This is a genomic window from Pseudochryseolinea flava, from assembly GCF_003286915.1.
GTDB lineage: Bacteria > Bacteroidota > Bacteroidia > Cytophagales > Cyclobacteriaceae > Ohtaekwangia > Ohtaekwangia flava.
On record NZ_QMFY01000004.1, the window covers coordinates 93493 to 106407 of the forward strand.

General features: G+C 41.5%; 12 protein-coding genes. 2 read left to right on the forward strand and 10 right to left on the reverse strand.

What is annotated here, in order from left to right:
• Positions 1–8: 8 nt before the first annotated feature.
• Together DQQ10_RS09980 and DQQ10_RS09985 are read right to left on the reverse strand one after the other, a co-directional pair.
• Positions 9–3173, reverse strand: coding sequence for a cyclic nucleotide-binding domain-containing protein (locus DQQ10_RS09980; protein WP_112746720.1), 3165 nt, complete (start codon positions 3171–3173; stop codon positions 9–11).
• A 72-nt stretch (positions 3174–3245) separates the two neighbouring features.
• A complete protein-coding gene (locus DQQ10_RS09985) occupies positions 3246–3875 on the reverse strand; it encodes an OmpH family outer membrane protein (protein WP_112746721.1) in 630 nt (209 codons plus the stop codon).
• A gap of 177 nt (positions 3876–4052) precedes the next feature.
• On the opposite strand from DQQ10_RS09985, the gene DQQ10_RS09990 reads away from it, so the two are divergent.
• Together DQQ10_RS09990 and DQQ10_RS09995 are read left to right on the forward strand one after the other, a co-directional pair.
• Positions 4053–4574 carry a gamma carbonic anhydrase family protein gene (locus DQQ10_RS09990; RefSeq protein WP_112746722.1) on the forward strand — a complete coding sequence of 174 codons (522 nt, stop codon included), beginning with the start codon at positions 4053–4055 and terminating at the stop codon, positions 4572–4574.
• 98 nt (positions 4575–4672) lie between these two features.
• The gene (locus tag DQQ10_RS09995; protein ID WP_112746723.1) at positions 4673–5245 is read left to right on the forward strand and encodes a hypothetical protein; all 573 of its coding nucleotides are present in this window, start codon (positions 4673–4675) and stop codon (positions 5243–5245) included.
• 80 nt (positions 5246–5325) lie between these two features.
• Here DQQ10_RS09995 and DQQ10_RS10000 read toward each other — a convergent pair whose 3' ends face one another.
• The 8 genes from DQQ10_RS10000 to DQQ10_RS10035 all read right to left on the reverse strand — a co-directional run bounded on the left by DQQ10_RS10000 (position 5326) and on the right by DQQ10_RS10035 (position 12351).
• Positions 5326–5919 carry a hypothetical protein gene (locus tag DQQ10_RS10000; RefSeq protein ID WP_112746724.1) on the reverse strand — a complete coding sequence of 198 codons (594 nt, stop codon included), beginning with the start codon at positions 5917–5919 and terminating at the stop codon, positions 5326–5328.
• Between the two features lie 188 nt (positions 5920–6107).
• Entirely contained in the window at positions 6108–7178 is a 1071-nt protein-coding gene (locus tag DQQ10_RS10005; RefSeq protein WP_112746725.1) for a hypothetical protein, read from the reverse strand.
• A 195-nt stretch (positions 7179–7373) separates the two neighbouring features.
• The gene (locus tag DQQ10_RS10010) at positions 7374–8159 is read right to left on the reverse strand and encodes an RDD family protein (RefSeq protein ID WP_112746726.1); all 786 of its coding nucleotides are present in this window, start codon (positions 8157–8159) and stop codon (positions 7374–7376) included.
• Between the two features lie 347 nt (positions 8160–8506).
• Complete coding sequence (locus tag DQQ10_RS10015; RefSeq protein WP_112746727.1) at positions 8507–9034, reverse strand: hypothetical protein; 528 nt, start codon at positions 9032–9034, stop codon at positions 8507–8509.
• Between the two features lie 95 nt (positions 9035–9129).
• Positions 9130–9606, reverse strand: a complete 477-nt coding sequence (locus tag DQQ10_RS10020) for a hypothetical protein (RefSeq protein ID WP_112746728.1) — start codon at positions 9604–9606, stop codon at positions 9130–9132.
• 36 nt (positions 9607–9642) lie between these two features.
• Positions 9643–9996, reverse strand: coding sequence for a hypothetical protein (locus tag DQQ10_RS10025; protein WP_133259602.1), 354 nt, complete (start codon positions 9994–9996; stop codon positions 9643–9645).
• 389 nt (positions 9997–10385) lie between these two features.
• Complete coding sequence (locus DQQ10_RS10030) at positions 10386–10856, reverse strand: macro domain-containing protein (RefSeq protein WP_112746730.1); 471 nt, start codon at positions 10854–10856, stop codon at positions 10386–10388.
• 550 nt (positions 10857–11406) lie between these two features.
• A complete protein-coding gene (locus DQQ10_RS10035) occupies positions 11407–12351 on the reverse strand; it encodes a hypothetical protein (protein ID WP_112746731.1) in 945 nt (314 codons plus the stop codon).
• Positions 12352–12915: the final 564 nt, after the last annotated feature.

The following is a 12915-nucleotide window of genomic DNA, read 5'->3' on the forward strand; positions in this document are numbered from 1 at the left end:
CTACCCCTTTATATATACGCTATAATCTTGTCCGCGAGTCGAACATTGTCCGACAGCAATTCATAAAACTGATCTTTATTCAGCCGCAAAATGACGGCATCCGACTTGGCCACGATAAAATTTGTATTCACAAAATTAGGCGTGCCGAGCATCTCACCAATAAATTGTCCTTGCTCAAAACGACCTGCAGGTTTTCCTTGCTTAAAGAACTCCACCTCGCCGGACACCAACATGAAGAATGAATTGTTGGATCGCTCATCCAAGGTAACTGAATCGCCGTTCTTCATGCGACTCTCTTCACTCAAATCCGCTAAGTGCGAAAGCGTAATACCTGGAATATTTTCAAAGACGCTGTTACGTTGGAAGAACAGTACTTTCTCGAACCGCGTCATTTTCTTCGATTGAATAATCACCAGATCGAGTTCTTTCTTAAAAGCTTGACCGAGCCGTTTCGTGTTTACTTCATATTCCGCGGGATCGATTTGATGAAGTGCCCACGCCGACACCTCATGAATGATCGGATCTGGATTAAACAACTGCGCAATAAGATCTAACTTAAAGGCATCGATCTTCTGTATGCCGATTTGGAATAATACACACGCTTTGGTCCATCGATTGGATTGTGTAAAGTCCCGGTTGATAATAAACTTCAACACCAACTTTGAATCAAGCTTGATGCGCGGATAAAAATCTTGCAAACGATCAATGCGCTCTGCATTGGTAAGATCATCAAGGATTGGGATTACCCGTTGTTTCAATTGCTCCGACAAGAACACATCTAACAACTCCACAGCATAGGTTATGCCTTCCGCTGTACCACTATCAATATTTTCTTTTACAAGCTGAATAGAGCGCGTATCGTAAAGCATTGTCAACAACATGTAGATGTGCTCAATATCGCTCTGCACTTCCCATTGTAACGCTGATTTAATTTGCTCACTGAATCCATCGTCACCAACTTCATGCATCGCAGCCAAGTTCCAGCTGATATCAGCAATATCCGACTCAATTGCATATTTGATACGTGTGATCTGTGAAATACCGGCTTTGAAACCACACTCCCCTAACGACAATAGCACTTGCGACACAATAACTTTGTTCGGATAATCCATTTTATTCCAGAGGATCTCCCGCGCACGTTGCCCTCCTATCCGACCAATCACTTGTACTTGACGCAACATCATCTGCGTACTTTGGCCACTTCGATAGAAGGCAGCCTCCAGCGCAGGTAACGTATCCTGGCCCATCAACACCAGTGCATTCATCGCCTGATTACTATAAACAGGATTACCAAGGTTCTCGATTACAGCATTAATGATCTCCGGATTGTTCTTCTTTACCGATGTCTTGATCGCGGTGTTCCTCACTTTCGGCTCCATGTCGGTAAGCAACTCCATCAGGTACGACGTATACTCTGTCTGTGCGGTATGCAGCAGTAACTCGGCAGCATAGTGTCTATCGTTAGGATCTGTCGATCGCGTTAACCGCAAGATCCGTGCTTTCGTGATGTCACCACCGTTCTCAATGATCTGCTGAAGATCTGCCTTACTCAAAATATTCTTATCCGTGCTGATATTGGCTTTTCCTTGATCCAATCGAATCACGTAACGATCAGAAACGGAAAGTCCCTTCAACTCATTCATTTTTTCTTGCGCATAATGACGAATCGTTTCGTCGCCGTTACGCATCAAGGTATTCACGAACGAAGGCACTTGAGCAGCGTTTATTTTTTCTAGCAGCTTATAAGAAAACACCGCGCGTTCTGCTTGATGGTCATGCAGCATCTCTTCCAATCGCGTGGTGATTCGTCCGTATCCTTTTTCGAGTCGCTCTTGCTTTTGAACCTCGGTACTCTCAAGCTTCATCCGGATTTTGTTACGGTAACCCTGATAGAGGTTGTTCACCACAAAAAAGTATGCACCGGAAAGCACCAGCATAAAGAGCATGATGTGTATCACTTCAAAGAACGGAATGGCCGCGAGCGCAAAAATCAAAAGGCCTGCAAAGAAACGAGCACTTTCGTTCATAAGCCCCTCTACCTTCGATTGGATGTTGAACCGCAGCCTATTGTCGAGTGGGATAAAAAACAGTTTGAATACAGGATTTTCAAGTGAGTCACGAAGGGTCCAATTGAACAATCGGCTCAATGCCACAAACAGGAAGAAGTATATAAATCCTGTCGGCGCCAATCCCTTTTCAAAGCCAAAGAGACTTCCCGTCACAAATGACGCTGATGCAAAAAGGGCCACCACGATCGGCAAAATGAATAATGATATGCGCAGCCCGTAGTTGCTAATGATTCTGTTATTGATGAAGGTCTGCATGATCAAGCTGATCACGTAGACTGCCCCCGTGAAAAAGGAGTTGAAGTTGGTGAGCTCGCGTTCGCGTGGATATTGTTCCTTGACCAGCTGTTGGAAAGCATATTGGCTAAGGATGAAAATCATCATTGAAATGAGCAAAAACAGCGAAAGCATCCTGATATAGGGCTCTTTTGCGAGTTTGGTTAATCGTGTTTCACGGCGAACAGTGATTCCGAATTCTTTCGGATCGTTCTTCGAAAGCGTAAAAGAACTGGCAATGAAAATGAGCAAGCCTGAAACAATGGCGATACTAATTGCACAAACGAGCAAGTAATTCGCAGTATCCTTAATGATTTCAGAGGTTAAAGGAATGGCTACCAAGGTTGCGATAATCGCGGCGATCAACTGCCCCGTATCAATCCATCCGATAATTCTCTTCGATTGACGGAAGTTGAACAATCGTCCGAAGAGCCCCCAGAAACTGAGCAACAACACCGCAGTAATCGGCCCGGACATGCAATAGAGCGCGAAAATGAAGTAATCGTGGAGCGCGTCGCTTCCGAATTGGAGGAGCCAAAAAGCCGTCAGGGTGAAAACGAATACCAGCACGATGCTTCCAATGGCGAGCGTTGTGAAGCGTATTCGGTTTTGAAAAAAAGAAAAGGCTCCTGTCGTTAGAATTCCGAGCACCCCCGCTACCAAGAACGCCTTATCCAGGTATTCTCCCATTCTATTGAGAAATAGAGAATCCGCTGTTACTTGATAGGTTGCAATGAACACCCCCATGAAGAACCCCGTACAGAGCATCGTAATGATTTGCTTTTGCTCTTGGGTTCTCGACTTAACAGAAATGATGAAACGATTCAGCATATGGGATTCACCAAATATAAAAAAAACCGGCTTTTAACCGGTTCTCTTTGATGTTTTTAGACTGAAGCGATATTACTTGGCTTTCGCGGTTGAATCTGCTTTCACTGCTGGCGCGCCTGTTTTCTCGGCTGCATACTCTGCATTTAAGGCATCGATTACAATTTTCGAGATATCAAGGGCTTCGTCAGCGAAAAGGACATCGCTGGTTGGGTCTCGTTTCAAAACAACCTTCAGACCTTTTTCTTTGCCGTATTTCTTCAAGTAATTCGTCACGCGATCGTAAAGCTCCTTGTTAATCTTAGCTTGCTCTTCCGCCAATTGCTGACGAAGTGTTTGCTCGTACATCGCAAGATTTTGTTGCTTGCGCTGAAGATCTTCTTCAGTAGCCTTCACTTGACCAAGTGTCATGCTGTTTACATTGCGTTGGTACGCCGCAGCTTCGTTTCTCAAGGAATTTACACGGTTTGTATAATCCTGGTCCATTTTCGCTGCCTTATCTTCAAAAGCCTTATTGGTTGCTTTCAGATAGTCGTAATTCTTAACTACGCTGTCTGAATTAACATAAGCGATGGTTAGATCACCAGCTTCCGTTGTAACGCCCGTTGCAGATGTTGAGGGCGCTTTCGATGAAAAGTGGAGGTAAAATAAAACCGCAACAGCGATCAGCAGCACGGCATTGAGTATCAGGGACAAATTCTTCATATAGGGATTCAAGTTCAGGGCGCAAATATAACCCGCAATCTAGGATAGCCGAGAAAAATGGATAAAAAATGTCGTGACAGGCATTTTTGCTGCTGTTATCCATTTTTTAATCCAACAGCGATGAGCCAACACTAGGCAACTTCATCACCGTCGATTAGTTTTGGGCATTTATCACCCATGGCGCTCATCAAAACCGTAAGAGGACACTCCCCAAAATTTGGTCAAAACTGCTACCTAGCCGAAAACGCTACGGTTGTCGGCGAAGTTGTGATGGGTGACAACTGTACGGTTTGGTTTAATGCCGTAATTCGTGGCGATGTTCATTCGATCACGATCGGGAACAATACCAATATTCAAGACGGGGCAATTATCCATTGCACCTATCAAAAAGCAAAAACAGTAATCGGTAATAACGTGTCGATTGCGCACAACGCAATTGTTCACGGATGCACCATCGCGGATAACGTACTCATTGGTATGGGGGCCATTGTGATGGACGATGCCGTTGTTGGCAGTGAATCGATCATCGCTGCGGGCGCTGTAGTCCTGGCCGGCACGATCGTAGAACCCGGGAGCATTTACGCCGGAATGCCCGCTAAAAAAGTAAAAGACATTGGCGACGATATGAAAGCTGTGATCCAACGGACAGCGAAAAACTATCCTATGTACGCCGACTGGTTCAAAGAATCAGGATCCTAAACCGCTATGCGTGGTATTTAAATTTAGCGAAGATTATTTTCGCTTTTTCCCAACACAATTTCACTGAATAATGTTTATCTTAAACTACAACTAATATCATGGCACGCTTAGAGAATAAAGGCTTCGACCCGACGGAAATTGACGCATATCAGGCGCAGATGAAAGCGCTCGGACAATCTTTCCTATGGGATGACGAAGATGAAAATTCAGAAGAGTATGCGCATTTTTTCTTCATTGGAAAATTTGAAGGAAAAGATGTAATCTACGATGCCGTGATCTACACCCTAAGACTTCAACATGAAAGCGAAATGTTTGAGATCGCCGAACACCGCGCTGCAAAACACTTCCCGCATTATAAGAAAATCTCTTACGAAGAAGATGAGAACGGAAATCTAGAGACACTTGATCCATTGCAAGAAGAAATTGGTTTGTATATGGCGGAGGTGATTATGGAACTCGAGGAAGAAGATGCCGTAAAAGTAAAAGAGCACGTCGACCTCGATCCGCATGCGGAATTTGGAGTAAGTCTCGATGCCGGTTTACACCACGAAAAGATCACCCCGAAAGTGATTGAAAAATTCATCAAAGACTTCAACGAAGATAACCTTCAACTGGACCCTACCCTGTACACCTTCCAGACACAAGACGAAGAAGCCATTAACGAGGATTGAAATCAGACACGTTATAAAAAATAAAAGCCCAATGATTCTGTAGTCATCGGGCTTTTATTTTTTATTCATGGAGCACTTTGCTAACTGAGCTTTTCTCTCAGCAATTCCTCAACAACTTTGTAATTTGATTTATCACGCTTGTCATTAACATTCACCTTCATGACTTCAAATTCACAAAACCTTACCGTCGGATTCAAATTTTCAATTTTAGGATACGCGTCTTTAATAAAATCAATTAAAGTCCTTTTTGCCGACTTTCCGTTGGGCGGATTAAATCCATTTATTTTTTGATTTTTTTGATACTGGTCAGCTTGTACTTTATAAATTCTACAATAGCTAATCCATTTGTCAATATCGTAATGCGTTTTTAGATTTCCTTCATACAGATTGAGCGTATTTTCCCGATGCGTGCAAAAATCAATAAGGGTGTCAAACTCAAAAACAAAATTAAATGAACCACCAACATATGCATCACATGAAAAATATGGTTTATGAATTTTACCAATCATTGAGGAATCAACGCCTAAAGTGCTATATACTTTTGAAAACAAATCGTGATAGACACGTACATCTATTTTATTGTATTGAGTTATCTTAGACCACTCAAAAGTTTTATCTCGTTCGATAGGAACCTTTAAGATTTCAGAAATTATGTCAATCAATAGATCTTTCATTTTTTAAGACGGTCTTTAATGGTATTCATTGCAGGTAGTAGAGAATCACGCAAGGAGTTTCACCGCCTGGTTCTTACAACAGTAATTGATCACGGCGCGAGTGCCACGTGAAGCGTTGATCCAATATCGCCATGGCAGCAAGTAGCAAAAGTATTATCCATTGGAACACTTTGTTGGACTGCCGCTTTTCACTTCAACACATATATAATCTGTGTCACAATTCTCGGTTTTCTTAATTCAACGTCATCCAACGAATGAAATCTAATCTCAACAGGTAGATTACAATCACCTACTTCTTTAAATTCAGCAACATACAACTCATCAAATGTGCTGTGTCCAGAAGCTGAATATGCATGAATTATTAATTTACCTTCAATTCGTTCAATTACTCCAGAGTCCAAATTTTTAGTAACAACAATGTCCTTTAGGTAATGATTAAGATAGGGCTGGTTACTCTCAATTTTGATTTTAGCTCCACCCTCAAGTTCTTGCCTTTTATCAGTCGAACTAAAAAATGGGAATGTCGTAACTCCTGTTAACTCCTGCGATGTTGAAGAATAGTACAAGTCATAGTCTTTCTCTATTCTTGGGTATTCATTTTTTACTTTTCCCAAAGAGTCATAGGAATACACGGTTGTCTTAATCTCTCGCGACTTCACTTTTAAAATTGCACAGTCCTGGTACTCGAAAAGAGGTTTAATCATTTCTGTTTTCGTCAGCAAGTAGTCAGATGGAATGGAGTTAGTCAAATCCATTTCTATCAATGTCTGTACTGTGGATTTAATTTCTGAGTACGGCTCGACTCTTGTGAAATAGTCCCAAAACTTTATTCCCTTGCCCACAACACTCTTTCCCTCTGGCGTCTGAAAAACCACCATGTGTTCAAATAAGGAACCGCCAGCATTTACCTTGTCGATCGTTTTAAGAATGTCGTTCTCGTAGCCGGTTCTATCAAAAAGATCTGAACTCGTTTCATCAAGAATGTCAATTAGAAAATAATTCTTGGTTCTTTGCTTTATTGGATTGCCCCTCAAAACATAAAGCCGATTAAGCTTCTTTTTTTTATTTGTGGCGATAAAAACATAAAGCGGATTATTGTGCAAGTAGTCCGATAGAATTCCAAATTTCTCAGTCGATGTCTTTGTGTCAAAGTCAGGATACAATCTCGCCATTTGTATCATCGGGTCATTGAAATAAACCCTGATATCAGTCTTCCCTATTTTAAACTGGTCAACCTCCTTCAATTGATTGAGGTTCATCCCATAGGTTGTCACTGTCAACGACACTAAAAAAGTCAAAAGTTGTATTCTCTTCATTGCTCTACTTAGTCTTGAAAAAATGGCTGCCCGTCGAGTCACCAATTACACCCTGCTCTGTAATCTTGATTGTTTTGACCGTGTCACTCAATGGCTTTCAGCGCGGCGTCATTATCGATTTCTTGTGCACGTCTGTTCTTAGTCCTCGTTGACCATTACTGAGTCACTCGCTAAATCGTGAATTGCTCTATGTTGAGGGTTAAAATGTATCGTCACAAACGAAATCCAGCCCAATATTCCTTTTACAAACCACCTGACATACGCGTTCCACAAAGTAATTTTCTTTTCAGGGTTTCTGTGATTGCGCACTTTAATTCTCATCATTCGCTGTCCAACCGTTTTGGAATACGATGTCATAAAGGGTTCATATATCACCAACAGAAGTACAGCAGTAGAAACCATGACAGGCGTTCTGAATTCGCTCTGCTGTACGATAATCATCGTGACAATTAATGTAAACAAAATTAATAGCCCGTCTATCATTAGAGCCTTATAGCGTTGAACAAGGGTTGGATATACTTGCTCTTGATTCAAAACTGATATTTCCTCGTCCTTTTGAATTTTTACTTGGCGCATTTGCTCAGATTGAGCATCTTCTTTTCTAAATGACCTAAGAGCCTCTGACTTATGGATATAAACTCCAAAAAAGATATTATACAGCCCAATTAAGTAAAATACTGGCATTAGCTCAAATCCAAGAAGTAGGCAGACCAATCCATATAGTATTAATGCTATTGATAGAATCCATTTTGCCCAAGTAATTTTTTTTGAAAAAAGTAAAATACCGAGAAGAAAAAATACTGTCTTGGTCGTCGCATCAAAAAAGTCTACGTCTCCGCTTGATAACAATACATAATTGAAAAAAATATCGGTCAAAAGGAATAAAGTAGTTAGTAGCAGTAAAGTTGTCCGTCCTTGTCTCATTGTTTTGTTTAGCCTTTTGTCTTTGAAAATGTGTTCCCGCAGTACCGTACATGAATGCCTGTTCTAAATACGGCTCTCCTGTTTAATCACAAAGGTAATTAATCCTCAACGCATCCACCAACTTCACAATACCATTGTTGGTGTGCAATAAGTCACGTCGTACTGCCACTGGAGCTATAGTCATGCGCGTGATGAAGAGAGCATACAGAATTCTCATTTTCACAATATGCATTTGTTTGATAAAGAAACTGCTTTGTATGAATCTCGAGAGAAGAACCAGTAATTCGTCTCAACGTTAGCAAAAAAGGAGATATTCATGGAATACTTTGTTGTAGGTAATATGCGCGTTAGAATACTCTCAATAGTCCTCTGTCTTTAAACTTCCATCGCTCGTTGATTTTTTCAAACAGCAAGGTGCCGCCTTCGGTCTCGATTACAGCTTTGGAATGGTCCTCGTTGAATATTGGAAGACTGACATGTCCGCCCGAAACTGAATCACAATTCACGAACTTGGAAAATCTCATATTGTTAGTGAGACGAAGATCAGTTATTATATTTTCATAGTCTATTGTGATCGGTTGCGGAATTGAAGCCGACCGAAGGGTCATAGCTTTAAATCTTTCTTCAAATTCTAAATAGTTATCCGCTGTTTTGGTTCCGACCGAATCCAAGTAGTTACGCATTGCCGCTAACCTCAGGTCCCCCAGTTCCTTGATCCAGTAATCATTGTTAATCTTCTTCGGACAAAAACGCTTTTCTTCTGAAATAACGTCTCGATAGAATTTTACAGCTTCATCATAAGAGGACACCTTCTTCGTTGTCACACAGGAAAAGAAGAGTAAAACCAGTGACACTATGACTATCTTTCTTTGCATATTCTACAACGTTCGTGTTATGCGCATTTTAAATTCTTCTTAATAAAGAATTAATCACTTTGTCGGCAAATCTACATCGTCGTGTGCAGGCCAATTTACTGAATATCCAAGTCCTTCACTTCATTTATTGTCCCTGAGTAGGAATTCAAGTGTCCTGTGTGATCCTTGTCAAATCGACCTTTTAAATGAACTTTCTTCCGATTTGCTAATCTGAGCTTTGCATCTGACAAGCTATCTGAGTTAACCCAGAATGCATTACTCGAAATCAAACTATCGGAGTCCTTGTTAGTCAGATAGATTGCAACATTCTCAGATTCATACCTAAATATTCCTGTCAGCTCCAATTCAACACCGTCAAACTTTTCTGGGCTTAGAAGAACAGATTTAAATTGTTCATCGACTTTTTCATCTGGCGGGCTTTTCACGATTTCAGGTTTATCATTCCTGCCCGTACACCCCAGAACCATGATCAAAAGAAATACACCGAGTTTAGAAAGGCCTCTCATAATTGGGTTGATTTTGTTGTTGTCGCGACATGCCGCGTAGGCGGATTTACACGGAGGATTATTCATAGAAAACGTTGTTAGTGCTAGTCGGTGTCCTCGGTCCTATTTCTTTACTGAGTAAAATTCCTCTTGAGTAATCATTTTGTCGGATAGCATTCTATTTAACCATTCAACAATTGTCTTTCTCGATTGATTGTCGACACTTGTCAAGTCTAGGTTATAAAGTCTATCAAATTTAATTTTGTTCTTCTCACACAGCACGTCTAGGTGGTCATAATATGCTCTCGGGTAATTGAATCTTTCAGCCATTATCCGTGAATAGTAAAGAATGCTGTCAACTCTTTCTTTCGGAGCCAATTCAATAAGGCCATAAAATAATTCGTCATACGCATTTGTGTCCCCCTTGATGGTCACACCGCGAATCAAACTGTCGTAGTTAGCAGTTCTTTGATTCATCGAAACAGCGTGTTTAGTTTCGTCCGTTCCTTTCTTGTCGCACGAAATTACGATCAAGAGTAGGGATGTAAGAATGAATTTTGTCCTGAATGCCATCTGTCTTCTTTCAAACGCCCTGCACGAGTCACCGAGGGAATTTCACCCTTCGGTTCTCACAGACCCGTATCCCGACTGGTCGGGACAGGTCCCGAGTGGTCGGACAGGCTGTGAAAGTCTCCCTTCATATGCTTACGCCGAAGCTGCTTCAGCATAATAGGCGCTACGGCTCTCCTGTTTAATCACAAAGGTAAATAATCCTTAACGGAGCATCCTGAGAACAGAGACAGTAAATATGTCTCGACGTTAGCGAAAGGGATTATTCATGGAAGCTTTTGTTGTATGCAGTGCCATCACTCGAAATCATAAACAACAGTCTCAACACCCGCTTCTGTCAATTCATGTGTCAATGATGGTTCAATCTGATCCCAAGTCCCTCCTGCAAGTCCACACCCAATGCGAGGCATATGAACAGATGCGTTAATTTCTCTGGCGAAGACACTTACTTTGGTGAGTCCCTTTTTTATTGCATCGTATCTAACAGGTGGGGTTCCGTCCTTTCCTTTTTTGATGTCACGTTGTCCGATCATGTTGGCAATCCAAATTGTCGGCTCAACCTGAACGAATTGGACTTCTCCCAGTTCAAAATCTTTACCGCTCTTGGCCCAGTCCCTGTAGCTGTTCTCTGGTCCTTTCCATTTTTTTGAAATTGCCATCACAAATCCTTTTCCCCAACCTCCCACGTCATTGCATACATGCACAATGATTTTGTTTCCTTGTCCGACGGGCTGTGTTGCGTCACCCTTTAAGTATTTTATTTCCATGTCGTCACTGTGTCAATGGCATTGCATACAGTCGAGTCACCCATGGGAGTTTCACCCTTAGGTTTTCACGGAACCGTGCTTGAGAGTCTCCCCTCACACGGCTCTTCCTGTTTAATCACAAAAGTAAATAATCCATAACGGATCTACCAACCCCATGGACCTACCAACTTCCAGTGGGCAAATAAGTCGGGATGCACAGCATGCTATGTTGTAACGATAAGTGATGCGGTGGTGTGAGAGAATTACAACAGTAACGGATCACGCCTCAAACGCCACGTAACGCTCCATATCGCACAGGCGAATTACGCGTCCACCCTTGACAGAGCGTTCATTTTTTCGAATACAGCATTTGTAGAAAAATGAGTTTTAATATGCATCCTGAGAATAGAAACACTAAATTCGTCTCAACGTTAGCAAAAGGGATTATTCATGGAACACATTGTTATGCACTGTGCCGCATCCACCGTACTTTGAACCACACGGGGCTACCAAAGCTTCGATTGTGTGTAGGGCCTTGTGGCTTTGGTATTGGTGTGGTTTTTCGAAGACGTTAATCAACTCTAATGTTAAACCATTTAACCAATTTTCCATTCAATGATAGTTCTGGGTTGATGACGCTTTCATTCATTCGATCTTTCAAGTCGACAGTTAATCTCTCGTTTGATACTAACTCACCTCGTTTCGATCCATTAATTAAATACGCAATTCGTATTTTGCTCGTCACGATAAGCGAACTCAGAAGATTTTTTGGAAATGAGAAAACAAGCCAACACCTCATCTTATTGTACGAGAGTAGAACGTCATCCAACTGTCCTAATGGTACATTACCCTGTTGAACAGTTAGGATATTTTCAAATACTCCCGTCCTTGAATCAAGTGTTTTGAAATTTATCTTTGGTGAACAAAATTCTATGTCAGCCATCTTTCCTGTCGTGTCACTCCAGATCATATAGGTCTCACATTTAGGAGGTTCACTCCAAGTTGGATATGGATTACCATTCCATTCTCCCGAGAATTCGATATACACCGAAGCGGAGAAGCTTTTAATTGTTTTCTTTTCAACAGTTAATTCTGACGATAAAGCCCCGATTCTTTTTGTTCCAATTGAAACTTGTGCATCCAACGAGTCAATTCTTTCATGCAGTTTTTCTAGTGCTTTACTTGAATTGAGGTTGGGATACTTGCTAGTTGCTAAGTCAAGGAACGGTTTTATCTGAAGTTTCAAAGTGTCGCTGTTGGATTTAACATATGCTAATGTATTACTAGCACTATCCAGCTTACTCTTTAAAGTCCCTATCTCACCATTTTTGTCTTGTTCATCATAATAAGTAATCAGCACTCCAGCCATCAATGAAAAAATTGTTAAAAGCACGAGAGCATTTCTCAGGTGTTTAAAAATCTTTCTTCTTTTATCGTGCCATTTATAGTCGAGAAGTAGCGCTAATAGTCCCGATACACCCGTCAGGATTTGAGTAACTATCTTGAGATAAATCATCAGCCGTGTGTTTTAAAATGTAGACTATGTCGATCAGGTACACCTCGGCTCTTTTGCTTGCTTTGGTGTCGCGAGGGAATGTGCGGCAAGCAAATGTGCCAATGTTCGAAGCACCAAATCTGTCCTGCGGCATTGTGCCTAACGACCGAATATATGCAATTACCTGATATTTCCTTATAGCAACATTCGCGTTTGTAAGTTCGAAATTCGCCTAAAAATCACGATTCCTATTTTTAAGGTGCACCGCGCGTCACGTAGAAAATTCTTTACTCCACGCGGTACAAATTGCCGCCACTGCGTGACAACTGGTGACACGCCTCCTTTACTTTCTGTGTTGCAAAACGCACCGTCTTCAACTTTCTGTCTTTCCTTTTAGAGTCCGCTTCACCCCTGGCCCCTTAAGGGGAAACTATTTCAATTAATGTTCATGTGTGATGAGCTATTAGGGATAAAGAGCGCAAAGAAGTAAACATCTAGTACGCTCAGAAACGTCATCCTGGCTTCATCCTCCAGAGAAGCTATAGACATCCTTTCATTTTCTCCATATGTTCTCCATACGCGTCC